Here is a 22,054-nt window from a genome sequence, read left to right as displayed (position 1 = left end):
CCAGGTGGCCCGCCGCCGCACGGCGGGCCACCCGGGCGCCGGAGACTAGTTCTTGCGGGTTCCGAACGTCCTGACCAGGGCGAACGCGCCCACCAACAGGCCGACCACGCCGATCCACAGCCCGGCCACGCCCACGCCGTCATCGGACGTCGACGGCGCGGCTGCCGCCTCGTCGGCCGGCGCCGAAGACGCCGCGGAGCCGCCATGTGCATCGTCTGCTGCGGCGGCCGTGGTGGTGAACGCAGGTGCCGGGTGCTCGGCTTCCTGGCCGTCGGTGGTCGCCGGATCATCCCATTTCACGACCGAGCCGTCGGTGTAGTGCTGGGTGGCGGGCAGGACCACCTCGGTACCCGCCGCCGGCAACGTGCCCAGCGAAACGGTGAACGTCTGGAACTCGTCAGGCCCGATCTGATGGGCCCGGTCGGCGGTCCACGTGATCGAGGTGGCCGCCTCGGTGACCGTGGTGCCATGGACCTCGACGGGCTGGGTGAGCTTGCCCTGGTTCACCTTCACGGTCCAGCCTTCCACCGGCTGGACGCTGACGGAGGTGAAGGGCGTCTTCTCGGGCAGCTGGACGGTGAGCTTGTCGGTCTTTGCGCTGTCCGATTCGTTGGGCACGCTGAACGTGGCGTGGGCGTAGGTGCCCTCGGCGGTCTTGTTCGGGCTCACTGTCACGTGGGCCGAGGCCATGCCGGCACCGAGCAGCATCAGTGCGCCGGTGGCTGCTGCGGCTGCAGTGGTGGTGGCCAGACGGTGGCGCGTGGGGGTGGTGGTGTGTGTCATCGGAAATCGTTCCTTTGCAGGGCCGCGCAGGGCACGGCCACGGAGGGTGGTTCGGGGAACCGGCCGAGGTTTCCGGCCGGCGAAACGAGCCCGGGCCGCCCTCCTGCGTCAGGACAGGGCGGGTGCCGGGTGCAGGCGTGCCGGCGGCCCGCGATGGCGCTCGGCACGGGCGGGGCAACGGGGGCGCAACACCGGCAGGGAACGGATGGCCTGCAGGCGCGGGGCAGGAGCGTGCACGAGGACGGCGCGCGGAAGCCACACCAGTGGGCGCAGCCAGGCGATGAGCAACCAGAGGGCGTCCTCGCCGCGGGAGAGGGCCAGCGCCGTCAGGACAATGGCCAACAGGTGGGCCGCCAGCATGGGCAGTCCCCAGCTGGCGGTGTGCAGCCCGGCCAGGGCGGCGGCACCGTCGCCGCCGGCGCAGGAGGCCACCACGGTCTGCAGGTGGTGGGCGTGCCCCGCGGAACCGTGGCCGGATCCGCCGGTGCAGGCGCCGCTGGCACCGAACCACGCAAAGGCGTGGTGCAGGGACCACTGGCCGACGCCGAGCAGGGGGACCAGCGTCCGCATCCCCATCCGGCGGCCGGCCAGCAGGACGACGGGGATGTTGACCAACGCGGCGAGCAGCACCAGCACGGGCATCCCGGGCAGGGGTGCGCCACCGAGGACGTGGGCGCCGGCGGCCAGCGACAACACGGTGGTGGTCACGGCGGCGGAACGGAACAGGCGCAAGGGGGCAGTCGCGTTCATGCCATCCCCTTTCGCCGTCGGGCCGCGGAGGCGGCCCCCACCAAATTATCGAATGTCACCCACGCGCAACGAATCGGGGGCGGCCGGGTGTCTGCCGTGGAGGTCAGGGGGCGACGAGGATCCCGTCCTCATCGCTGTGGAGCATGGCCCCGGGACGGAACCTCACGCCACCGAAGTCCAGGACGACGTCGAGCTCCCCGGCCCCGTCCTTCGACGACTTGCGCGGGTTGGACCCCAGCGCCTTGACGCCCAGATCCAGCCCGGCCACCTCGACCCGGTCGCGGATGACTCCGTTGATGACGACGCCGGCCCATCCGTTCGCCACGGCGGCTGCGGCAATCATGTCCCCCATGAGGGCCGATTCCAGCGATCCACCGCCGTCGACCACCAGGACGGCTCCGTCGCCCGGGCCGTTGAGGACCTGCTTGACCAGCCCGTTGTCCCGGTGGCACCGGATGGTGCGGACCGGCCCGCTGAACCGGGCGCGGCCGCCCAGGTTCTGCAGCTGCAGGGAGAGGGACTGCAAGGTCTCGTCGGCGTCGTACACGTCGCAGGTAGTGAACGTCATGGAACCAGCATAGGTGGGGGATGCGTCACATGATGCGTCCATGCAGACATCAGACGTCTAATGTTTAAGCATGCCAGCCATCCCGCCTTCCCCCAGCGCGCCCGTCGCGACCTTCGACGAATCCGTGGCCCAGCACGCCGCCCCGCGCACCCGGTTCGTGGTGGTCCTGGGGGTCATCGCGATCGTCTTGGTCGGGTTGAACCTGCGGGCCGGGATCGCCAGCGCCGCTGCACTGTTCCACGACCTGCAACAGGTCCTGGGGTATGGCCCGCTCGTGGCCGCCGTGCTGCCGTCCATTCCCACGCTGACCTTCGCCTTCGCCGGCGCCGCCACCGCGTGGCTGGTCCGCCGGGTCGGCCTGGAACGCACCATCCTGCTGGCCCTGGTGCTGCTCGCCGCCGGCCTGGGCGTCCGGGCGATCCCCTCGGTGGGGATGCTGTTGCTGGGCACCGTGGCCGCCATGTGCGGCATTGCGCTGTGCAACGTGACCATGCCCTCGTTCATCCGCGAACACTATGCCCACCGCACCTCCCTGTTGACCGGCACCTACACGATCACCATGTCGGTGGGGGCCACCGCGGCCTCCGCCCTCGGCGTTCCGCTGGCCCTGCAGCTTCAATCGCCCACGCTGGGCCTGGCCGCCTGGTCCCTGTTGGCCGCTGTCTCCGCCCTGGTCTTCATCCCGCTGGCCCTCGGCAGCAGGCCCCGGAACCTCCCGGGAGCAGGCGCGGAGCTCTCCCCGCTGCAGGTGTTGCGCACCCGCAAGGGACTGCTCATCACCGGACTGTTCACCGTCCAGGCACTGCTGGCGTACTCGTTGATCAGCTGGCTGCCCGTCATCCTGATCTCCCGCGGCATGGAGCCCGCGATGGCGGGGCTGCTCTTGGCCGGCATGCAGTTGGTGACGGTCCCGTTCACCCTGGTCCTGCTGCCACTGGCTGCCCGACCGCGCGGGCTGCGCCGGGCGTTCATGCTGTGCTGCGTGACGGTGATGGCCGGGTTGGCGGGGTTGGCCCTGCTGCCGCTCTCGCTGTCCGTGCTGGCTGTCTTCTTCCTGGGGCTGGGCATCTCGGTGTTCCCGCTGGTGCTGATCGTGATCAGCCGCAGTGGCCAGGACCCCGCGGAGACGACAGCAATCTCGACCGTCGCCCAGTCGGTCGGCTACCTGGTGGCCACCGCCGGCCCGTTCGGGATGGGGCTGATCCACGGGCTGACCGGGGCCTGGGGACTGCCGCTGTGGCTGCTGGTGGTGGTGGCGTTGGCCCAGATGGTGCTGTGCCTGGCCCTGACCGCCGGGGAGTCCGGGCGGCCCCGGGTCCTGCGCAGCGAGCGGGTGGGCGCATGACCGGCCCCCACCGCACGCCCCTGGCCCAGGAGGTCATCGAGGCGTTGCGTGCGGCCATTGCGGCCGGCGAATGGCCCGTCGGGCAGCGCATCCCCGCCGAACCGGCACTGATGGAACGCTTCTCCGTCTCCCGCGGGACCCTGCGCGAGGCGATCAAGGCACTGGCCCATGCCGGCATGCTCCAGGTGCGCCGCGGCGACGGGACCTACGTGCGCACCGACAGTGAAATCCAGGGGGCCGTCCAGCAGGCCTACGACCGGCATGTCGACGAGGATGTGTTGCAGGTCCGTTTTGCCCTGGATGCCCAGGCAGCGCGGCTGGCCGCCGCGGCAGCGGACGCCCCGGCGATCGAGGGGCTGCGCGCCATCCTGTCCGAACGACGCCGCGCCTGGGCGGCCGAAGACGTGGAAGCGTGGATCGCCGCCGACTGGGAATTCCATCTCGCGGTGGCCCGGGCCTCGGGTAACGCCCTGCTGGTGGAGCTCTATGCCAGCTTCGGGGACGTCTTCCATGGCACGAAGACGGCCCAACGCCTGCAGGCAGGATTCGACGGCTGCCGGGCAGCGGGGCACGAAGAGGTCCTCGAGGCGATCGTTGCCGGTGACGGTGAGGCCGCTGCCCGCAGCACCACGGACAACCTGACCTACTGCCTGTCCTTCACCGCGGCGGGTGAAGCGGGCTAGACGATCTGGTTCCGTTGCGCGCCGAGCCCCTCGATTTCGGTTTCCAGCACGTCTCCGGCGGTCAACCAGGGGTGCCGTCCGGCCTCGTTGCGCCGGCCCAGCGCAACACCGGCCGGGGTGCCGGTGAGGATGAGGTCACCCGGCATGAGAGTGACCATGGTCGAGAGGTAGGAGACCAGTGCGGCCGGTCCGAACACCAGGTCCGCCGTCGAATCCTCCTGCACCACCTCCCCGTTGACCTTCGTGCGGATCCTGGCGCCATCGGGGAATTCGTCCGCACTGACCAGGAACGGGCCCACCGGGGTCGAGGCCTCCCAGGCCTTGCCCTGCATCCACTCGGTGGTCCGCCCCTGCCAGCCGCGCATCGAGACATCGTTGGAGACGGCGTATCCGGCGATGTGCGCCGCCGCGTCCTCCTCGGCGATGCGCCGTCCTGCAGTGCCGATGACGATCGCCAGTTCGCCTTCCCAGTCCAGCCGGTGGTCCTCCGCCGGGACCTGGATCGGATCCGTCGGGCCGGTGAGCGAGCGGGCGAACTTGGTGAAGACCGTCGGGTGGGAGGGCAGTTCCTGCCCGGTCTCCAGGATGTGGTTGCGGTAGTTCAGGCCGATGCAGAAGACCTTCTCCGGGGTCGGGACCAGGGTGCCGAACGCGGCGTCGGCCACCGGAACACGGGCAGTCCCCGCCGCGGTGTCCAGGGCCTGCTGCCGGGCGGCCTCGTCGGCGGCCAGGAACGTGCCGACGTCATCGAAACCGGTGAGTTCATGCGCTGTGTCCCCGAGGACGACGGCGGCGAAGGTCTGCTGGGCGGCACCGGGCCGGCGGAGGGTGGCAAGTTTCATGCCACCATCCCACCACATGCCGGCCGCATCCCGCCCGGGCGTTACGCCGGGTTCGACTCCCGGGCTGCTGCCACCTCGGCGGCCGTCGGGTAGGCGGCCTGGGTGCCCTTCTTCGTGGCGGCCAGTGCGGCGGCCACCGAGGCGAACGCCGCGGCGTCTGCCAGGGGCTCGCCCGCGGCCAGCCGGGTGGCAAGCCCGCCGGTGAAGGCGTCCCCGGCGCCGGTGGTGTCCACGGCATCCACGCGCGTGGGGGAGATGCGGGTGATGGGGGCACCGGCGTCGTGCGTTCGATCCAGAACCACCGAACCGTGGGCTCCCAGGGTGACGACGACGCGGTCCAGGCCGCGGCCGGCGAACCGCTCGGCGACCGGTTCCCACGCGCTGTCGGGCGCGTCGGGGCCGGGGATCGGTGCGCCGTCGAGGAACTGGGAGGCCTCGTGCGCGTTGACCAGCAGCACCGAGGTGGCGCGCGCCAGTTCGGTGCTGATCGGCGCGTAGGGGGAGAGGTTCAGGACCACCGTGGCACCGGCGTCGTGCCCGGCGCGGGCTGCGGCCACCACCGTCTCCGGGGCCACCTCCAGGCACAGGCAGAGGACCGAGGCGCCGGCGAACAGCCCGGCCGCGTGGTCCACGTCGGCCGGGGTGAGCGTGCCGTTGGCGCCGGCGGAGATGACGATGCTGTTCTCCCCGGCGGCGTCCACGGTGATGAGGGCGACGCCGGTCTCCACGTTCGCGGCGGTGCGCACCGCGGTGACGTCGACTCCTGCCGCGGTGCAGGAATCGAGCAGCAGGGTGCCGTTGGCGTCGTCCCCGACGGCACCGAGCAGTGCCACGTCGGCACCGAGCCGGCCGGCGGCGACCGCCTGGTTGGCGCTCTTGCCCCCGGGGTTCACCCCGAAGCCGGAGCCCTGCAGGGTCTCCCCGGGACCGGGGAGGCGCTGCGTGTAGATCGTCAGGTCGGCGTTCAGGGAGCCGACGACGACGATGCGCCCTGCCGCTTCCTGGTCCGGGGTGGGGGTGCTCATGCGGTGACCTCCGCTTCGACGGGTTTCGGGATCAGCAGGGAGGCGGCCAACGCGGCGAGCGTGATGACCAGGCCGGTGACGATGACCGCCACATAGGAGCCGGAGGCGCCCAGCGACGCGGTGCCGACCTGGACCGCCGGCAGGACCAGGAAGCTCAGCCCGGCGCCGAGGTTGAACGCGCCGGCGTTCATGCCCGGCAGAAAGCCGGGGTTGCCCGCGGGGGAGAGGACGACGCCGAGCCCGTTGAGCATGATGTTCGCGGTGCCGGCATACATGATGCCCAGCAGTGCGGTGCCCACGATCATCAGCGGCAGGCTGCCCAATCCGAGGAACAGGATGAGCAGCAGGGCCACCACGGAGCCGATCATGCCGATGCGCAGCACCCGGGTGTACCCCATTACGGGGGCCAGGCGTCCGCTGACGGGGCCGAAGATCCAGCCCAGCAGGGCGTAGGGGGTGAGGATGAGCAGTGCTGTCTCGGTTGGGCCGATGCCGAAGCCGGGGTCGGCGGCCTGGACGTAGGCCGGGATGATGCCGTTGATGACGGCGAAGATGCCGGTCATGGTCAGGATGGTGGTCAGCAGCGGCGCCCAGGTGGAGCGCTGGCGCAGGTGCACGATCTCCACCATGGGCTGGCGGGTGCGCTTCTCGGTGGCCCAGAACGCGGCGAACGCCGCAATGGCGACGGCCAGCAGGACCAGTGAGAGCACCAGCGTGGAGGCCGAGAACCCGCCGACCAGCCCGGCCCCCTCGTTCAGGGCGGTGAGCAGTGCGCCGACGGCGATGACGATGCAGAACACGCCGCGCCAGTCCATGGTGGTGCCGGCCTGCGGCTTGGTTTCGCTGGTCTTCCACGCCACGGCGGCCGCTGCCACCAGGGCGAGGACCACCATGAACCAGAAGATGCTGCGGAACCCGAAGTTCTCCGCCAGGTAGCCGCCCAGGAAGGAGTCGACGCCGGCCACGCCGCCGTTGACCGCCAGGATCAGGCCCATCATGGTCCCGTAGCGGCGCTGGTCGGTCACCGCGGAGCGCAGCATGATCAGGCACATCGGCACGGTGGGGCCGGAGATGCCCTGGATGATGCGTCCGGCGAAGAGCCAGCCGATGTTCGGTGCCAGCGCGGCGACGACGGAGCCGGCCGCGGTGAGCACCAGCATGATGACCAGGATCCGCTTGCGCCCCACGATGTCGCTGAGCCGGGGCAGGAACAGCGAGAACAGGGCGGCGGTGGTGAAGAACCAGGTCTGCGAGAGGCCGATGGCCGCCTGGTCGGTGTGCAGTTCCTCGCCCATGGTGACCAGGGCGGGGCTGAGCATGGAGGCGTTGAGCTGGAAGGCAACGCAGGCGGCCAGCAGCGCGAACAGCAGGGTTCCGGTGCCGCCGGTCGCGGCGTTCCGGGCGGTGGAGGTGGTGCTCATCGTGCGGCCGCCTCTCCCGCAGCGCCGAGCTCGACCTCGCCGATGCGTTCGAGCGCATCGGTCACCAGGTCCCAGAAGCGTGCGTGGTCCAGTTCGGTCGCGACCGAGGTGTGGCAGTCCGCCGGGGCGGGGGCACGGAAGTCGGCGACCGTCATGCCCAGGGTCAGCGTCCCGGTCAGCTCGATGTCCACGGGGACCTTGCGGGTGGCCACGATGGTGGGGTCGATGACGTAGGCGACGGCGCAGGGGTCGTGCACGGGCGGGTAGTCGAAGCCCTGGGCGTCCTTGTAGGTCTGGGCGAAGAAGTCCATCAGCTCCCGCACGAACCGGGCCGGGCCGGTGCCCAGCGCCTCGATGCGCTCCACGACGTCGGGGGTGGCGAGCGCCTGGTGGGTCAGGTCCAGGCCGACCATGACAACGGGCCAGGGCTCGTTGAAGACGATGTGCGCGGCCTCGGGGTCGATGATGATGTTGAATTCGGCCACGGCACTCCAGTTGCCCACGTGGTAGCCGCCGCCCATCAGCACGACCTCGCGGACCCGTTCGACGATGCGCGGTTCCTTGCGGGCGGCCATCGCGATGTTGGTCAGCCCGCCGGTGGGGACCAGGGTGACGGTCCCGGGCTCGTGCGCCATGACGGTCTCGATGATCAAGTCCACCGCGTGACGGGGGTCCAGCTCGATCGCCGGCTCCGGCTGGGCGGGCCCGTCCATGCCGGATTCGCCGTGGATGTCGGGGGCGTTTTCGATGGTGCGCACCAGCGGGCGGTCGCAGCCGGCGGCGAACGGGACCCCGGTGATGCCGGCGATGGTGCCGACGGACAGGGCGTTGGCGGTGACCTTGGCCAGGGTCTGGTTGCCGACCACCGTGGTGACTGCGAGCAGCTCGATGTCCGGGTTGCCGTGCGCCAGCAGGATGGCCACGGCGTCGTCGTGACCGGGATCGCAGTCGAGGATGATCTTGCGGGGGCCGTCGGTCGCGGGGTGTGCGCCCATGTTTTTCTCCACGTCATTGGGGTCGCCGGAAGGTGCCCGGCGGTTCAGGGGTTTCTAGAAAAGTGTGCACCCCCACGCCGCCGACGTCAAGCGCTTAACGCAATGATGCGCGACGGCGGTGTCAAGCGCTTGATCCCCCGGCCCGCCCCGGGCGTTGACTCGCTAGGATGGAGGGCATGGAATCCGACGACGCTCCAGCTGCGACCCCCCGCCCCGGTGCGCGAGGACACCGCCGCGTCACAGCAGCGCTGGTCGCCGAACGGGCGGGGGTCTCCACCGCCACCGTGTCGCTGGTCGCCAACGGCAAATCCGCGGGCCGGGTGTCGGCGGCCAACGAGGAACGCGTCCTCACCGCCATCCGCGAACTCGGGTACGTCGTCGACGGCATCGGCTCCTCGCTCTCGCGCGGTGTGAGCTCCACTGTCATCCTGGTCGCCCCCGACATCTCCAACCCCTTCTTCGCCCGCGTCATCGCCGGTGTGCGCTCCGCCCTGGGGGGCGACTACCAGCTGCTGCTCTCCGTCACCGACGCCGGCCAGTTCCCCAGCGCCCTCGAGACCCGCAAGCTGCTCTCGCTGCGCCCCGCGGGGCTGCTGGTCGACGCCCCCGATGAGGCCTTCCTCGAGGAGCTCTCCGCCCCCGGGCCGGTGGTCCTGCTGGACGCCCCCGGCGTCGGCACCGGACGGGCCGGCGTGGACCTGGACGTCGCCGGCGGTGCCCGCGCCCTGGCCGCCCACCTGGCGGGGTTGGGGCACCGCCGCATCGCCTACGTCGACGGGATCACCGGCACTGCGACCTTTGCGGTGCGGCGCTCGGCCTTCCTCGAGGAGGCCCTGGCGCGGGGCCTGGAGGTGCCGCCGGCGGGGCAGCTGGCCACGACCATCGACGTGGGGGTCGCTGCCTCCCACTTCGCCGCCTCCTGGCCCGCCTGGCAGCGCGCGGGGATCACCGCCGTCGTCTGTGCCACGGACACCCACGCCTACGGCATCCTGCAGGAAGCCCGGGTTGCCGGTGTGCGGGTCCCCGGTGACCTGGCGGTCGCGGGGTTCGACGACCTGCCCTATTCGCAGACCAGCAATCCGGCGCTGACCAGCGTGCACCTGCCCGCCGAGGAGTTGGGGCGCCATGCCGGTGAGCAGCTGCGCGGCCTCATGGACGGCCGGCCCCTCGAGGAGCCCCGGCTGACCCTGGCGACGTCGCTGATGGTGCGCGGCTCGACGGCTTCCTGAGGCAGGGTGGGCGCTGGCAGTATCGGGCACGCACGAGGCCGACGAGCCCACTCGCGTCGATGTCGCCAGCGATGTAGGAATCCGCGTCTCCCCGAGTTCTGGTGGACACGCTCAACCCCTCGAGTTCAGCGCTGTGGATGGCTTCCGCCACCTGCCCTGCCCGTGACCCGGGGTTGCTCATCGCGGCCCGCCGCCGTCTAGAAGACGACGAAGAGCAGCACCACCACCACCGACACCGCGGTGACCAGCCCGACGGCCAGGGGCCAAAGCCGCCGGGGTCCGGCCTGCGGGTCGAAGGGCTCCCGGAACGCCGAGGTCACCCGGTTTCCGCCAAGCAGCGGATGCTCGTCAACCTGCGGGATCTTGTGTCCGTCATGGTCTTGCATGGCGTTGCTCCTCGGGTTGGTTCCGCTGTGGCGTTCTCCCCCGAGCCTATCCCGGGACCAAAGACCCTTGACAGGGCTGAACAGATGTTTAGTATCTTGAACATGCGTTCACATCCGGAAGATGCCACCACCCGGGCGAGGATCCGCGATGCGGCGATCACTGTCTTCGGCCAGCGGGGATTCGCCGCCGGCACCGTGCGGGACATCGCCGCGGATGCCGGTGTCAGTCCGGGCCTGGTGATCCACCACTTCGGCAGCAAGGCGGCGCTGCGCACCGCGTGCGATGCCCACGTGCTGGACAACGCCCGCGCCAGCGCCGAATCGGGCAACGACCCCGAGCGGCTGCGTGATGTGCTCACCGAATACCTCGAGCAGCCCGACGCATACGGACGCGAACTGGCCTACATCCGGCGCGCAGTCATCGACGACTCCGCTGCAGGTGACGCGTTCTTCGACGCCTACGTCCGGTTGACCGAGCAGCTCCTCGCCGACGGCGTCAGCGCCGGCACCATGCGCCAGGTCCAGGACCCGCGCGCCACCGCCGCCTGGATGGTCGCCAATTCCCTCGGGTTGCTGGTGCTCGGCCGGCATGTGGCCCGCGGACTGGGCCACCCCGAGTTCGGCACCGAGACCATCAACCGCATCGCGGGCCCCGCCGTCGAGCTCTATACGCACCCGCTCTATCTCGATGACGCGTTCCTGCGGGCCACCCGCGACGCCGTCTCGGTTCCCGAACCAGGACAGGAAGCGGGGCAGTAGCCATGGAACACGCCATCGAGGTGGCGGGCCTGGCCAAGAGCTACGGTGTCCGCAAGGTCCTGCACGGCATCGACTTCCAGGTTCCCCGCGGTCAGGTGTTCGGGGTGATCGGGCCCAACGGCGCCGGCAAGACCACCACCATGCGCTGCCTGCTCGACATCATCCGCCCCTCGGCCGGCCGGATCAGCGTCCTCGGCGTCGAACCCCGGCGGGCCGGCCCGGACATCCGCCGCCGGATCGGCTACCTCCCCGGCGAACTCGCCCTGGAGGGGCGCACCACCGGCCGCCGGCTCCTGGCCCACTTCGAGGACATCAGCGGCCCCGTCGCACCGGGCCGCATCGACGACCTCGCCGAGCGGCTCGACCTGGACCTGGACCGCCAGACCCGCAGCCTGTCCAAGGGGAACAAGCAGAAGCTCGGCATCATCCAGGCCTTCATGCACGACCCGGAACTGCTCATCCTGGACGAACCCACCAGCGGCCTGGATCCGCTGATGCAGCAGGAGTTCCTGCGACTGGTCCATGAGGCCCGCGAGGCCGGCCAGACGGTCTTCCTCTCATCGCACGTCACCAGCGAAATCCAACAGGCCGCCGACGCCGTGGCGATCCTGCGTGAGGGCGGCATCGCGACCATCTCGACGGTCGCGGCGCTGCGTGAATCCGCCACCAGCCGGCTCCGGGTCCAGACGCAGCTGCCGTCCGGGGACGTCGGCACGCTGCTCGGGGCGCTCGCCGGCCTGTCCCACCTGCGCCTCGAGACAGTGCACGACGCCGGTGGCTCGCCCGTGTGCCAGGCCACGGCCGACTGGACCGGGCCCGTCGCCGAGTTGGTGGACGTGCTGCCCCGGCTGCACCCGGTGGACTTGGCGCTGGAGGAACCCGACCTGGAGGAGGCCGTCTTGGCCCTCTACCGGCGGCCTGCGGAAGAGGGGACACCATGAACGCACAAGCGAAGGCGAAGGCCCAGGCGTCGCACCGCGACGGCCCGGTCCGGCCGTCGCGGCTTCCGTTGCTGCGCAAGGCACTGGTGGACGCCCGGTTCTCGATGGGCACCTGGGCCGTGGCGATGCTGGCGGTGATGTGCCTGTACCTGCCGCTTTTCCCGGCCATCGGCGGCAGCGACCAGATGCAGCAGATGCTCAAGGCGCTGCCACCCAAATTGGTCAACGCCCTGAACTACGGCCAGATCGCCTCGGGCCCCGGCTACACGCAGGCCACGGTCTTCGGCCTGCTGGGATTCCTGCTGATGACGATCATGGCGGTGTCGGCCGGGGCTGCGGCCATCGGCGGCGACGAGGAGTCGGGGCTGCTGGAGCTCACCATCGCCCACGGGGTGACCCGCACCCAGGTGGTGCTGGAGCGCGCCGCGGCCCTGGTCCTCCGGGTGGCGATCCTGCACGTCTTCATCCTCATCGTGCTGCTGGTCCTCAAGGGGCCCTCGGAGCTGGGGTTTGATGCGGCCCACGCCGCAGCAGGGGTGCTGATGTTCGCCCTGCTGGTGCTGCTCAACGGCTGCTTCGCCCTGTTGGGCGGGGCGCTCGGTGGACGGAAGGTCCACGGCATCGCCGCCGGTGCCGGGGTGGCGGTCCTCGGGTACGCGTTCAATGCGCTGGGCAACCAGAATCCGAATCTGGAATGGATGCACACCGTGTCGCCGTACTACTGGGCCTACGGGAAGTCGCCGTTGCTTAACGGCGTGGATGCCCCGGCGGCGCTCCTGCTGCTCGGCGTCAGCGCGTTGTGCATTGCGCTGGCCGTCGCGGCACTGCATCGCCGGGACATCCACGGGGTGTGACGGGTCGTGGACCTACGGCTGGGTCGGCCCGCCCGGCTGCTGGTAGCCCTGCTGCGAGTCGGCCTGCTGGTAACCCTGCGGGGCGTTCTGGCCCATGTATCCACCGGCCGGTGCCCCGGGGTAGCCGGACGGGGAGCCGAAGGCGTTGGCGTGTGCCGCCGCGCCGCCGTCGGCGTCAAATCGGGCACCGTCCGGGACGGTCGGCATCAGCATCAGGACCAGGATCACCAGTGAACCGATGCCCGGGACCAGGATCAAGAGGTACAGCAGGCCGCTGAAGTTGCCGTCATGCAATCGGCGGACGGCGAGGGCGATGGTCGGGATGATGATGGCCAGCCAGTACAGGCCGAGCAGCCCCAACGGGACGCCGAAGGCGAGGCTGTCTGGCTCACCCGTATCCGGGTCGATGCCGGTCACCATGAGCGCGATGAATGCCCCGTACAGGACGATGACGACGAGGGCGTTGCAGAGCATCCACCACCAGTACTCACTGCGGCTGGCGCGGCCGCTGAACGTGGCGTACTTCGTGAAGAAGCGCTTGACGGCCTGGCCGAAGGACGCACCGTACAGCGGCTGGTCCAAGGGAACCTCGCCATTCCCGGTGGTGGCCACGGGGGCGGATGCGTAGGGGCTGGGATATTGGTTGCTCAAGTTAGCTCCATCGAAGTGATTACGTGCGATCGCTAGTAGTCTTCCAGATTGAACCTCCCTGCGCGATGGGGAGATCTCCCCGCGTCCGCTGGTCAGCGGAGGATCGAGGTCAGGCCCAGGCGACCACCAGGCGGGCCGCCTGCCGTGGAATCGACAGGTCGACCCCCGTCAGCGCGGTGAACCGATGCATGCGGTTCATCAAGGTGTTGCGGTGGCAGTACAGACGGGCGGCTGCCTCGGCGACGCTCCCGGTCTCCAGGTAGGCCCGCGCCGTCTCCACCAGGCGCTCGCGCTCCACCGTGCCGCATCCGGCCAGGGCCGCTTCGACGTCCGCCGCGAGCCGGATGCCGTCGGTGGCCAGCCGGGAGGCTGCCAAGCGGGCCCAGGCGGTGTGCAGCCGCAGGGCCGTGGCATCGGAGTCCGTGGCCAGCTGCGCCAGCTCCAGTGCCAGTTCCCCGGCGTCGTGCAGCCCCGCCAGGCCGTGGACCTCCTCGACGAGGCCGCAGCGCAGTGCAGCTATGCGTTCGCCGGCCTCGTGCAGTGCGGAACCTGGCCGGTTGTCGGCGGGCCAGAAGGCCAGCAGCGCGTCGGCGAAGGGGTGGGTGAAGACCTCGGCGCCGCGGCGGGCGGCCAGGGCGATGCTCACCCGCAACGCGGCGGCATCCTCGCCGGCGGCGACCGCGACGGACAACCGGGCGTCCACCGGCAGGTCGAGGGCGGCGGCGGCCCGGTCGATGACGGTGCCCGGTGCGGGTGTGTCGCCGAAGAGCGTGGCGACGAGCCCCTGGCGGACCGAGAAGGCCTCAGTGGCCATGCGCTGGCGTTCGGCGATGTAGGCGCCCTGGGTCTGGCTGGCATAGGCGTCGACCACATGCCAGACGCTGTTGGCGCGGGCCACCAGCAACGGGGCATCCGCTGCGGTGGATAGGTCCATGAGCGCCTCCCACAAAACGGAGAAGTCCAGCCGGATGGCCGTCATCAGGGCGTCGACCGGGATGTCGGCGCGGGCGCGGGAGACGCCCACGTCGGTGGCGATGCCGAGCTTGGCGTCCCGCAGCTCGTCGGGGTCGGCCGGGGTGCCGGAGGCATCGGCGGAGCGCAGGCTGTCGATCAATGCCTCGAAGGACTGCTCGCCGGTGCGGCGCAACTCGGTGGCCGGGAGGCGCCCGTCCTCGTAGTGGGGCATGCGCAGGACGCGGGCCAGGAACTCGTCGGTCAGCCGTTCCACGCCCAACCCGTCGAGCAGGGTGTTCCAACGCGCCGAGTCCTCGTCCGCCGTCGTGCCGTTGTTTTCCACAGTATGTGACGTCCTGGAGTGGCTCATGCCACCAGAATATGTGCTTTTGCACCGGCCAGCGAGGTCAAGCCGTGACAAACAACGCTACGGGTGAGCACGCTCACACTGCGAGACTGATGGGGATCCCGGGCACGGTAGCCATGCCGTCCTGCCCCGAGCACCAGTGTGGAGGCACACATGTCACAGCCAACGAACCTCGAAGCGGGCGCGACCCACCAGGTCACCGACCAGGAGGCCACCAAGGTCGCCATCGGCGCCCTGGTCGGCACCGCCATGGAATGGTACGACTTCTTCCTCTTCAGCGCCGCAGCCGCGCTGATCTTCAACATCCACTACTTCACCAACGAGAACGCGACGGCTGCCGCCATGGCCTCCTTCGCGACGTTCGGCGTGGGGCTGGTGGCCCGTCCCCTGGGCGGCATGTTCTTCGGTGCCATGGGCGACAAGATCGGGCGGCGCAAGACGCTGATGATCACGATCGTCGGCATCGGTGCGATCACCGGGCTGATCGGCCTGCTGCCGGACTACGCCGCCATCGGCATCGCCGCCCCCGTCCTGCTGGTGCTGCTGCGGATCTTCCAGGGGCTGTTCGTCGGCGGCGAATGGTCCGGCGCCATGACCATCGTGGTGGAGAACGCCCCGCTGCAACGCCGCGCCCGCTACGCCGCGCTGCCGCAGATCGGCTCGCCGATCGGCACCATCCTCTCCTCCGGCGGGTTCTTCCTGGCCACCCTGTACTTCTCGCAGGATTCGTTCACCTCCTTCGGCTGGCGCATCCCGTTCCTGGCCGCCTTCCCCATGCTGCTGCTCGCCCTGTACATCAGGTCCCGGCTCGACGAGTCCCCGGTGTTCGCCGAGCTCATGGAAGCGGGCGCAACCGAAAAGGCCCCGATCCGCACCGTGCTCAAGCAGAGCTGGAAGCACATCATCGTCGGCATGGCCGCAGCGCTGCTGGGCGTCGGCGGCTTCTACCTGGTCACCGCGTTCATGGTCTACTACGGCACGAAGATCCTCGGCTACAGCGCCTCGCTGATGCTGCTGGGAACCATCATCGCCGCCGTCGTGGAGATCCCCGTGCTCATCGCCGGCGGGCGGTTGGGCGAGCGGTTCGGTGGCAGCAAGGTCATCATCTACGGGGGCCTGCTCTCCGCCGTCGTCGCCTTCCCCGCCTTCCTGCTGGTCGCCAGCGGCAACGACGTCCTGGTCATCCTCGGCATGGTCCTTGCCGTGGCCACGCTGTCCTTCCCGTATGCCGCCTCCGGCACCGTGCTGACCGGCCTGTTCCCGGCCACCACCCGCTACACGGGGGTGGGCTTTTCCCAGAACGTGGCCGGCATGCTCTCCGGGTTCATCCCGCTGCTGGCCGTCAGCGTCACCGCCGCGGCCGGCAACCACTGGTGGCCAGCGGCCCTGATCCTGATCTTCCTCTCCTTGTTCACCGCAGTCGCCGGCTACCTCGCACCGCGCATGAGCGTGGACCTGCCCGGCTTCAAGCACTAGAAAGGACCCCCATGAGCATCTCCGCCGGCCACCTGGTCGTCCGCCAACTCGAGGCCCACGGCGTGCAACGCGTCTACTCGGTCCCCGGGGAAAGCTTCCTGGACGTGTTGGACGGGCTGCACGATTCCCCGATCACCACGGTGGTCGCCCGCCACGAGGGCGGTGCCGGGTTCATGGCGCTGGCCGAGGCGCGGCTGACCGGTACCCCCGGCATCGCCATGGTCACCCGCGGGCCCGGTGCGGCCAACGCGATGATCTCCGTGCACACCGCCTGGCAGGACGCCACGGCCCTGGTGCTGTTCGTCGGGCTCATCCCGGTGGCCGACCGCGGACGCGACTCCTTCCAGGAGTTCAGCCTGGACGGCTGGTTCGGCACCACGGCCAAGCGCGTGATGGTGCTCGACGACGAACACCGGGCCGCCGAGCTGGTCGCCGAGGCGATGCACGCGGCCTCCTCCGGGCGGCCCGGACCCGTGGTGGTCGGACTACCCGAGGACGTGCTGGTGCGCCTCACGGACTCGGCGCCCGTGGCCCCGCGTCCCGTCCCGGCGCCGGTGCCGGGGCACGCCGCGGTGGACGAACTGGCCTCACGGCTGGCCGCCGCCGAACGCCCCCTGGTCATCGCCGGCGGTGACGGCTGGGCGCAGGACGTGGACGGCCGGACCACAGGAGCCACGCTCGCCGCCTGGGCCGAAGCCGCCCAAGTCCCGGTTGCCGCCGACTGGCGGGCCTACGACGCAGTCCCGCACACCTCGCCCGCCTGGGCCGGGTACCTGGGCTACTACCGTTCCGACGCGCTCGCCGACCGGATGTCCGAGGCGAACCTGCTGGTCTTCGTCGGGTGCGGGCGCTCCGACGTGCCCTCCGACGGGTATACCCGCGGATTCGAGGCAGACACCGTCGTCGTACTTCCCGATCCGACTGCAGCCACCCACGCCGGCCGGATCGACCAGCAGATCGTCGCCACCCCGGCCTCGTTCACCTCGGCGCTACCGGCCGCTGATGCGGTGCGCGGGACCCGGGGCGGTGGCTGGATGCAGACGCTGGCTGCCGAACAGCTCAGGTTCGCCACCCCGGCAGCGGAAAACCCGGCAACCGGAGTGGACCTCTCGGTGGCCTTCGGCCTGCTGGAGGAGAAGCTCCCGGCGGACCGGACCATCACCTACGGGGCCGGCAACGCCACGCTCTGGGGACACCGGTACCTGACCCACGCCGGCCCGGGCTCCCTGGTCGGCCCACGCAACGGCGCCATGGGCGTCTCGGTGCCCGCGGCAGTGGCCGCCTCCCTCATCCACCCGGACCGGGTGGCCGTCGCGGTCTGCGGCGATGGCGACTTCCTGATGAACGGGCAGGAGCTCGCGGTGGCCGTGGCCCACGGCGCTGCACCGCTGGTGATCGTGGTGGACAACGGGGTCTTCGCCACGATCGTCCAGCACCAGGAGAAGCACTACCCCGGCCGCCCCTCCGGCACCTCCATGGTGAACCCCGGGTTCGCGGCGCTGATCGAGGCGTTCGGCGGCCACGGCGAGGACGTGCACGCCACCGCCGACGTGGCAGCGGCGATCGACCGGGCGTTGCAGGCCGTCACCGCCAGGAAGGTCCCGGCCCTGCTGCACCTGCGCATCGACCCGGCCACCATGCCGCCGTCCACCGCTGCGCCGGAGGCCACCGCATGAACCTGGACCTGGTCCTCACCGGTGCGGAGGTCATCACCCTGGAGGAGGACCGCCCGCGTGCCCACCGCATCGGCATCCTGCACGGGCGCATCGCCGGGTTCGACGAGGAACTCGACGGGTGCACCGCCACCTCCGAGATCGAGCTGGCCGGCGCCGTCGTCGTGCCCGGGTTCATCGATGCCCACTGCCACACCACCTGGTGGGGGCTTGGCCTGGAGTCGGTGGACCTGCAGCGGGCCCGCGGACTCGAGGAGCTCTATGCGCTGCTGCAGGCGGAGGCGGACCGCCTCGACGGGCTCGGGGACCGGGAAGCCTGGCTGCACGGCACCGGCTTCAACCACGAACACCACGGCGGGGCGTTCCCCGACCTCGCCCGGCTCGACGCGATCAGCGGGGACCGACCGCTCTACCTGCGCCACGTCTCCGGCCACCAGGCGATCACCAACACCGCCACGCTGGCCCTGGCCGGGGCGCTCGAGCCGGGATTCGAGGACCCCGTGGGTGGGGCGGTGGTCCGCGACGGGCAGGGCCGTCCCACCGGCGTCGTCGAGGAGGCGGCGCAGGGGCTCGTGCAGGCGCTGCTGCTGCCGTATTCCCGCACCGCGATCGTCGATGCGCTCGACGCCGCGACCACCCGCTATGCCGCCGAGGGCATCACCAGCTTCACCGAGGCAGGCATCGCCGCGGGATGGATCGGCCACAGCCCGCTGGAGGTCGACGCCTACCAGCACGCCCGCCGTACCGGCCGCCTGTATGCCCGCGCCCAACTGATGCCCACCCTCGACGCCCTGCACCCGGTCACCGGCCACGCGGAGGACCTGCACGGGGGCGCCGGCCGCGGCCTGGACCTGGGGCTCGGTGCCGGCTTCGGGGACGACTTCGTCTCCCTGGGCCCGGTGAAGGTGTTCATGGACGGTTCGCTGCTGGGCGCCACCGCAGCGGTCACCGAGGACTTCTGCGGCCACCCGCACCACCGCGGCTACCTGCTCGACGACGAGGCCAGCTACCGCGAGAAGATCGCCGCCGCCTACCGCGCCGGCTGGCCGATCGCCCTGCATGCCATCGGCGACGCAGCGATCGACCTCGCCCTGGAGATCGTCATCGGCTGCCAGGACGCCTACGGGCCGAACCCGCTGCCCAACCGGATCGAGCACTTCGGCATCGCCCGCCCCGACCAGGTCACCCTCGCAGCGGCCCACGGCATCGCGGTCACCCCGCAGGCCGCATTCATCGGTCCGCTGGGGGACCAGATGGCAGCACTCGTCGGCCCCGAGCGCGAGGGCTGGCTCTATCGCGGCCGTTCCATCGTCGACGCCGGTGGCCTGCTCGCCGGCTCCTCCGACCTGCCCGTCTCGGACAACAACGTCCGCCGCGGCCTGCAGGCCTGGGTCGACCGCCGCACCTCCACCGGCCGGGTCCTGGGCGGAGTGCACGACGACGGCACTCCCCTCGAGGGGCTCACCCCGGAGGAGGCACTGCGCGCCTACACCAGCTGGGCTGCCGCCGCGACCGGCACCCTGGCCGAGAAGGGCACCCTGCGCACCGGCAAGCTCGCCGACCTGGTGGTCCTCTCCGGCTCACCGCTCGATGCCCCCGACGTCGCCGAACTCGACGTGTTGGCCACGATCGTCGGCGGCCACTTCACCCATTCAGTCCTCGACGGCACCACCCCCGAAACCGCCACCCCGAAGGGAGCCCCAGCATGAGCACCACATCCACCACCGCTGCGTCCACGAGCGAGCACAGCGAGGCGGCCCGCGCCTTCCTCGCCGACTTCCGGTCGATGAGCACGTTCGGCGCCACCTCCGGCGGGGGAGTGGACCGCCAGGCCGGCACCGCCGCCGACGGCCAGACCCGCAACTGGTTCCGCGGACTCGTCGAGGGGCACGGCTTCGAGGTCCGCTACGACGCCGTCGGGAACCAGTTCGCCCTGCTCGAACTCGTCCCCGGTGCCCCCTACGTGGCCATGGGATCGCATCTGGACTCACAGCCCCTGGGCGGTCGTTTCGACGGCGCCTACGGCGTGCTCACCGCGGCGCACGCCGCCATCCGGCTCAAGGAGTCGGCCGCCGGAGCGAAGTTCAACATCGCCGTCATCAACTGGTTCAACGAGGAGGGCTGCCGCTTCAAGCCCTCGATGATGGGCAGTTCGGTGTTCACCGGAAAACTCCCGGCCGAGCAGGTCCTGGAGACCACCGACCCGCACGGCACCACCGTCCGCGAGGCCCTGGAATCCATCGGCACCATCGGCGACTTCAGCCTCGACGTCGCCGCGTACCTGGAGATCCACATCGAACAGGGCCGTTCGCTGGAGGACGACGGGCTGGTGATCGGCCTGGTCGAGTCGACGTGGGGGGCCAACAAGTACGAATTCATCGTCCACGGCGAGCAGGCCCACACCGGGGCCACCGTCATCGCCGACCGCCGCGACGCACTCCTCGGTGCCTCCCTGCTGGTGGCCGCCGCCCGGGACATCGCCGACGAGTTCTCCACCGACGAGCACGCGGTCATCACCTCCTGCGGTGAATTCACCGTTTTCCCCAACTCCCCGGTGGTTGTCGCCAGCCGGGTCAACCTGCTGGTGGACCTGCGCAGCACCGACCCCGACGTGCTCGCCACCGCCGACGCCGAACTGCACCGGCGGGTCGCCGCCATCGAGGCGCGCGCGAACGTCCAGATCGAACGCGGCGCCGAACATGTCTGGGCCTCCAAGGCCTACGACGCCTCCGGGATGGAGCTGGCCGCCGCGTCGGCCGAGAAGCTGGGCCTGCCCTATGGCACCGTCCGCACCCTGGCCGGACACGATTCGACCAACATGAAGGACATCGTGCCCACGATCATGCTCTTCGTGCCGAGCGTGGAGGGCATCTCCCACAACGAGAAGGAGCTGACCCGCGACGAGGACATGCTCTCCGGCGTCGACCTCTTCACCGAACTGCTCGGCCGCGTGGCCCGCGGGGAGTTCGTCTAGGACCTTCATCCAAACGCGGCGGGCACCGCGTTTCTGCCAAACTGGGTGGACAACCAAGCCCCCCACCAGCAGGAGTTCCACCATGCCCCAGTCCGTCCCGTCCACCGTCTCGAGCACCATCGCCCATACGCTGCTGCGGGTCGGCGTCGGTGGTGTCCTGGTCGCCCACGGCACCCAGAAGCTCTTCGGCTGGTTCGGCGGCAGCGGGGTCGAGGGCACCGCCCAGGCAATGCACGCCATGGGTTTCCGGCCCGGACGGCGCAACGCGGTCCTGGCCGGGTGGGGCGAGGCCGGAGCCGGGGCTGCACTGGTCCTGGGCCTGGCCACCCCCGCCGCCGGAGCTTCGGCGGCCACCGCCATGGGCGTGGCGGCAGCGGTACACGCCCCCAACGGATTCTTCGCCACGAAGGGCGGAATGGAGTACCCGGCCCTGTTGTCCCTGGCGGCCGCCTGCACCGTGATCGCCGGCCCCGGCCCGGTGTCCCTGGACGCCGCCACCCGGAACATCCTGGACCGCCCGTGGATGCGCGCCGTCGCCCTGGGGGCCATCCCCCTCGTGGCCGGCGCCCAGATCCTGGGCCGCCGCAAGGCCCTGCGCGAGGACGCGGCCCCGGCGCAGGCCGCCGGAACCCCCGAAGCCTGAACCGTGGAGACCCCGCCGGAGGATCTCATCCAGCAGATCGTCCTGTTCGTGGACCGGGAGGATCCGGCCCCGGAGCCGGAGGGCATCGCCGCTGCCGCGCTGGCCTCCGTGGGGGCCTTCACGGCACACCCCGCGGCGGATGAGTGGCGGGGGTGGGCCGAAGGCTCCTTCGCGAAGGTCGTCCGCCGCGCCGATGCCGGCACCTTCGCCAAGGTCCGTGCCGCGCACCCCGACCACGCGCTGGCCACTTCCGGTGCCGGGCAGGCGATCGCCTTCGTCCCGGGACCTTCCGGGCACGTCCCGAAGAAGATCGCCAAGCTCCAGGTCTCCGGCACGGAACTGCCCCGCGCCGGAGATGCCCCGCGGCCGGGCCGGGCACCCGAGTCAGGGCCCGGCCTCGTCGTCGTGCTCAACGACTCCCTCGGCATGTCCACGGGCAAGGCGGCGGCGCAGGCCGCCCATGCGCTGTTCGCCTGGGTGCTGGAGGCCGCCCCGGCCCGTGTGGACGGCTGGTTGCGCGCGGGACGTCCCCTGTCGGTGCGTCGCCTCCCGGCCGCCGGCTTCCGCCGGGCTGTGCAGGGCGAGGGTGCGGGGCCGTTGATCCATGATGCGGGCCGCACGGAAATCGCCCCCGGATCGGCCACCGCCTGCGTGGTGGCACCGATCCGTTGCGCCGACTAGGCCCCGGCCCGGCTCCGTTGCCACCCCGATCCGACATGTAGTCGTCACAGGTCT

Annotated in this window: 23 protein-coding genes; 12 read left to right on the top strand and 11 right to left on the bottom strand. The window is 70.8% G+C overall.

The window, feature by feature from the left end; all coding sequences use genetic code 11:
- Positions 1-45 precede the first annotated feature (45 nt).
- The 3 genes from ACN0TP_RS08600 to rraA form a co-directional block, all read right to left on the bottom strand.
- Positions 46-783 (bottom strand): YcnI family protein, encoded by a 738-nt coding sequence (locus tag ACN0TP_RS08600; RefSeq protein WP_417218438.1) that lies wholly within the window; start codon positions 781-783, stop codon positions 46-48.
- A 108-nt stretch (positions 784-891) separates the two neighbouring features.
- Positions 892-1,533 (bottom strand): hypothetical protein, encoded by a 642-nt coding sequence (locus ACN0TP_RS08595; protein WP_417218437.1) that lies wholly within the window; start codon positions 1,531-1,533, stop codon positions 892-894.
- A 103-nt stretch (positions 1,534-1,636) separates the two neighbouring features.
- Positions 1,637-2,101 (bottom strand): ribonuclease E activity regulator RraA, encoded by a 465-nt coding sequence (gene rraA, locus ACN0TP_RS08590; RefSeq protein WP_417218436.1) that lies wholly within the window; start codon positions 2,099-2,101, stop codon positions 1,637-1,639.
- A gap of 70 nt (positions 2,102-2,171) precedes the next feature.
- Here rraA and ACN0TP_RS08585 point away from each other — a divergent pair, with 70 nt between their 5' ends.
- Both ACN0TP_RS08585 and ACN0TP_RS08580 read left to right on the top strand, forming a co-directional pair.
- Positions 2,172-3,446: an MFS transporter gene (locus tag ACN0TP_RS08585; RefSeq protein ID WP_417218435.1), complete on the top strand. Its 1,275-nt coding sequence runs from the start codon at positions 2,172-2,174 to the stop codon at positions 3,444-3,446.
- Positions 3,443-4,129, top strand: a complete 687-nt coding sequence (locus ACN0TP_RS08580) for a FadR/GntR family transcriptional regulator (RefSeq protein WP_417218434.1) — start codon at positions 3,443-3,445, stop codon at positions 4,127-4,129. Before ACN0TP_RS08585 ends, ACN0TP_RS08580 begins: the two co-directional genes overlap by 4 nt.
- Here the strand turns inward: ACN0TP_RS08580 and ACN0TP_RS08575 are convergent.
- The 4 genes from ACN0TP_RS08575 to ACN0TP_RS08560 are packed head-to-tail and all read right to left on the bottom strand — an operon-like array spanning position 4,126 to position 8,412.
- Positions 4,126-4,971: a fumarylacetoacetate hydrolase family protein gene (locus tag ACN0TP_RS08575; protein ID WP_417218433.1), complete on the bottom strand. Its 846-nt coding sequence runs from the start codon at positions 4,969-4,971 to the stop codon at positions 4,126-4,128. The two genes, ACN0TP_RS08580 and ACN0TP_RS08575, sit on opposite strands and share 4 nt — an antisense overlap.
- A 41-nt stretch (positions 4,972-5,012) precedes the next feature.
- On the bottom strand, positions 5,013-5,996 hold the full coding sequence (locus ACN0TP_RS08570; protein WP_417218432.1) for a ribokinase: 984 nt from the start codon (positions 5,994-5,996) through the stop codon (positions 5,013-5,015).
- On the bottom strand, positions 5,993-7,417 hold the full coding sequence (locus ACN0TP_RS08565; protein ID WP_417218431.1) for an MFS transporter: 1,425 nt from the start codon (positions 7,415-7,417) through the stop codon (positions 5,993-5,995). Before ACN0TP_RS08565 ends, ACN0TP_RS08570 begins: the two co-directional genes overlap by 4 nt.
- The gene (locus ACN0TP_RS08560) at positions 7,414-8,412 is read right to left on the bottom strand and encodes a nucleoside hydrolase (RefSeq protein ID WP_417218430.1); all 999 of its coding nucleotides are present in this window, start codon (positions 8,410-8,412) and stop codon (positions 7,414-7,416) included. The genes ACN0TP_RS08565 and ACN0TP_RS08560 overlap by 4 nt, the downstream gene beginning before the upstream one ends.
- A 176-nt stretch (positions 8,413-8,588) precedes the next feature.
- Between ACN0TP_RS08560 and ACN0TP_RS08555 the strand changes: the two genes are divergently transcribed.
- Complete coding sequence (locus tag ACN0TP_RS08555; RefSeq protein ID WP_417218429.1) at positions 8,589-9,641, top strand: LacI family DNA-binding transcriptional regulator; 1,053 nt, start codon at positions 8,589-8,591, stop codon at positions 9,639-9,641.
- On the opposite strand, the gene ACN0TP_RS08550 is transcribed toward ACN0TP_RS08555, so the two are convergent.
- Entirely contained in the window at positions 9,562-9,822 is a 261-nt protein-coding gene (locus tag ACN0TP_RS08550; RefSeq protein ID WP_417218428.1) for a hypothetical protein, read from the bottom strand. The genes ACN0TP_RS08555 and ACN0TP_RS08550 overlap by 80 nt on opposite strands.
- A gap of 16 nt (positions 9,823-9,838) precedes the next feature.
- Positions 9,839-10,027, bottom strand: coding sequence for a hypothetical protein (locus tag ACN0TP_RS08545; protein WP_417218427.1), 189 nt, complete (start codon positions 10,025-10,027; stop codon positions 9,839-9,841).
- A 102-nt stretch (positions 10,028-10,129) separates the two neighbouring features.
- Here ACN0TP_RS08545 and ACN0TP_RS08540 point away from each other — a divergent pair, with 102 nt between their 5' ends.
- The 3 genes from ACN0TP_RS08540 to ACN0TP_RS08530 are packed head-to-tail and all read left to right on the top strand — an operon-like array spanning position 10,130 to position 12,581.
- Complete coding sequence (locus ACN0TP_RS08540) at positions 10,130-10,786, top strand: TetR family transcriptional regulator (protein ID WP_417218426.1); 657 nt, start codon at positions 10,130-10,132, stop codon at positions 10,784-10,786.
- Positions 10,787-10,788: 2 nt separating this feature from the next.
- Entirely contained in the window at positions 10,789-11,727 is a 939-nt protein-coding gene (locus tag ACN0TP_RS08535) for an ABC transporter ATP-binding protein (RefSeq protein WP_417218425.1), read from the top strand.
- Complete coding sequence (locus ACN0TP_RS08530; protein ID WP_417218424.1) at positions 11,724-12,581, top strand: ABC transporter permease subunit; 858 nt, start codon at positions 11,724-11,726, stop codon at positions 12,579-12,581. Before ACN0TP_RS08535 ends, ACN0TP_RS08530 begins: the two co-directional genes overlap by 4 nt.
- A 12-nt stretch (positions 12,582-12,593) precedes the next feature.
- On the opposite strand, the gene ACN0TP_RS08525 is transcribed toward ACN0TP_RS08530, so the two are convergent.
- Together ACN0TP_RS08525 and ACN0TP_RS08520 are read right to left on the bottom strand one after the other, a co-directional pair.
- Positions 12,594-13,232 (bottom strand): DUF805 domain-containing protein, encoded by a 639-nt coding sequence (locus tag ACN0TP_RS08525; protein WP_417218423.1) that lies wholly within the window; start codon positions 13,230-13,232, stop codon positions 12,594-12,596.
- 109 nt (positions 13,233-13,341) lie between these two features.
- Positions 13,342-14,556, bottom strand: coding sequence for a helix-turn-helix domain-containing protein (locus tag ACN0TP_RS08520; protein ID WP_417218422.1), 1,215 nt, complete (start codon positions 14,554-14,556; stop codon positions 13,342-13,344).
- Positions 14,557-14,706: 150 nt separating this feature from the next.
- Between ACN0TP_RS08520 and ACN0TP_RS08515 the strand changes: the two genes are divergently transcribed.
- The 6 genes from ACN0TP_RS08515 (at position 14,707) to ACN0TP_RS08490 (ending at position 22,000) form a co-directional block, all read left to right on the top strand.
- Positions 14,707-16,029, top strand: coding sequence for an MFS transporter (locus ACN0TP_RS08515; protein ID WP_417218421.1), 1,323 nt, complete (start codon positions 14,707-14,709; stop codon positions 16,027-16,029).
- Between the two features lie 11 nt (positions 16,030-16,040).
- A complete protein-coding gene (locus ACN0TP_RS08510) occupies positions 16,041-17,705 on the top strand; it encodes a thiamine pyrophosphate-dependent enzyme (protein ID WP_417218420.1) in 1,665 nt (554 codons plus the stop codon).
- Positions 17,702-19,411, top strand: a complete 1,710-nt coding sequence (locus ACN0TP_RS08505; RefSeq protein WP_417218419.1) for an amidohydrolase — start codon at positions 17,702-17,704, stop codon at positions 19,409-19,411. The genes ACN0TP_RS08510 and ACN0TP_RS08505 overlap by 4 nt, the downstream gene beginning before the upstream one ends.
- Positions 19,408-20,676: a M20 family metallo-hydrolase gene (locus tag ACN0TP_RS08500; protein WP_417218418.1), complete on the top strand. Its 1,269-nt coding sequence runs from the start codon at positions 19,408-19,410 to the stop codon at positions 20,674-20,676. The genes ACN0TP_RS08505 and ACN0TP_RS08500 overlap by 4 nt, the downstream gene beginning before the upstream one ends.
- 82 nt (positions 20,677-20,758) lie before the next feature.
- Positions 20,759-21,319, top strand: coding sequence for a DoxX family protein (locus ACN0TP_RS08495; RefSeq protein ID WP_417218417.1), 561 nt, complete (start codon positions 20,759-20,761; stop codon positions 21,317-21,319).
- A 3-nt stretch (positions 21,320-21,322) separates the two neighbouring features.
- Positions 21,323-22,000 (top strand): peptidyl-tRNA hydrolase, encoded by a 678-nt coding sequence (locus tag ACN0TP_RS08490; RefSeq protein ID WP_417218416.1) that lies wholly within the window; start codon positions 21,323-21,325, stop codon positions 21,998-22,000.
- Positions 22,001-22,054: the final 54 nt, after the last annotated feature.

The organism is Arthrobacter sp. (assembly GCF_048266065.1).
In the GTDB taxonomy this organism is placed as follows: domain Bacteria; phylum Actinomycetota; class Actinomycetes; order Actinomycetales; family Micrococcaceae; genus Arthrobacter_H.
The sequence above is the reverse complement of the archived record's forward strand: the minus strand, read 5'-3'. Positions and strand labels throughout refer to the sequence as shown.

Excerpts from the sequence above, each read along its gene's own strand:
- ACN0TP_RS08600 (WP_417218438.1), bottom strand. The coding sequence starts at position 783 with ATGACACACACCACCACCCCCACGCGCCACCGTCTGGCCACCACCACT.
- ACN0TP_RS08595 (WP_417218437.1), bottom strand. The coding sequence starts at position 1,533 with ATGAACGCGACTGCCCCCTTGCGCCTGTTCCGTTCCGCCGCCGTGACC.
- rraA (WP_417218436.1), bottom strand. The coding sequence starts at position 2,101 with ATGACGTTCACTACCTGCGACGTGTACGACGCCGACGAGACCTTGCAG.
- ACN0TP_RS08585 (WP_417218435.1), top strand. The coding sequence starts at position 2,172 with ATGCCAGCCATCCCGCCTTCCCCCAGCGCGCCCGTCGCGACCTTCGAC.
- ACN0TP_RS08580 (WP_417218434.1), top strand. The coding sequence starts at position 3,443 with ATGACCGGCCCCCACCGCACGCCCCTGGCCCAGGAGGTCATCGAGGCG.
- ACN0TP_RS08575 (WP_417218433.1), bottom strand. The coding sequence starts at position 4,971 with ATGAAACTTGCCACCCTCCGCCGGCCCGGTGCCGCCCAGCAGACCTTC.
- ACN0TP_RS08570 (WP_417218432.1), bottom strand. The coding sequence starts at position 5,996 with ATGAGCACCCCCACCCCGGACCAGGAAGCGGCAGGGCGCATCGTCGTC.
- ACN0TP_RS08565 (WP_417218431.1), bottom strand. The coding sequence starts at position 7,417 with ATGAGCACCACCTCCACCGCCCGGAACGCCGCGACCGGCGGCACCGGA.
- ACN0TP_RS08560 (WP_417218430.1), bottom strand. The coding sequence starts at position 8,412 with ATGGGCGCACACCCCGCGACCGACGGCCCCCGCAAGATCATCCTCGAC.
- ACN0TP_RS08555 (WP_417218429.1), top strand. The coding sequence starts at position 8,589 with ATGGAATCCGACGACGCTCCAGCTGCGACCCCCCGCCCCGGTGCGCGA.
- ACN0TP_RS08550 (WP_417218428.1), bottom strand. The coding sequence starts at position 9,822 with ATGAGCAACCCCGGGTCACGGGCAGGGCAGGTGGCGGAAGCCATCCAC.
- ACN0TP_RS08545 (WP_417218427.1), bottom strand. The coding sequence starts at position 10,027 with ATGCAAGACCATGACGGACACAAGATCCCGCAGGTTGACGAGCATCCG.
- ACN0TP_RS08540 (WP_417218426.1), top strand. The coding sequence starts at position 10,130 with ATGCGTTCACATCCGGAAGATGCCACCACCCGGGCGAGGATCCGCGAT.
- ACN0TP_RS08535 (WP_417218425.1), top strand. The coding sequence starts at position 10,789 with ATGGAACACGCCATCGAGGTGGCGGGCCTGGCCAAGAGCTACGGTGTC.
- ACN0TP_RS08530 (WP_417218424.1), top strand. The coding sequence starts at position 11,724 with ATGAACGCACAAGCGAAGGCGAAGGCCCAGGCGTCGCACCGCGACGGC.
- ACN0TP_RS08520 (WP_417218422.1), bottom strand. The coding sequence starts at position 14,556 with ATGAGCCACTCCAGGACGTCACATACTGTGGAAAACAACGGCACGACG.
- ACN0TP_RS08515 (WP_417218421.1), top strand. The coding sequence starts at position 14,707 with ATGTCACAGCCAACGAACCTCGAAGCGGGCGCGACCCACCAGGTCACC.
- ACN0TP_RS08510 (WP_417218420.1), top strand. The coding sequence starts at position 16,041 with ATGAGCATCTCCGCCGGCCACCTGGTCGTCCGCCAACTCGAGGCCCAC.
- ACN0TP_RS08505 (WP_417218419.1), top strand. The coding sequence starts at position 17,702 with ATGAACCTGGACCTGGTCCTCACCGGTGCGGAGGTCATCACCCTGGAG.
- ACN0TP_RS08500 (WP_417218418.1), top strand. The coding sequence starts at position 19,408 with ATGAGCACCACATCCACCACCGCTGCGTCCACGAGCGAGCACAGCGAG.
- ACN0TP_RS08495 (WP_417218417.1), top strand. The coding sequence starts at position 20,759 with ATGCCCCAGTCCGTCCCGTCCACCGTCTCGAGCACCATCGCCCATACG.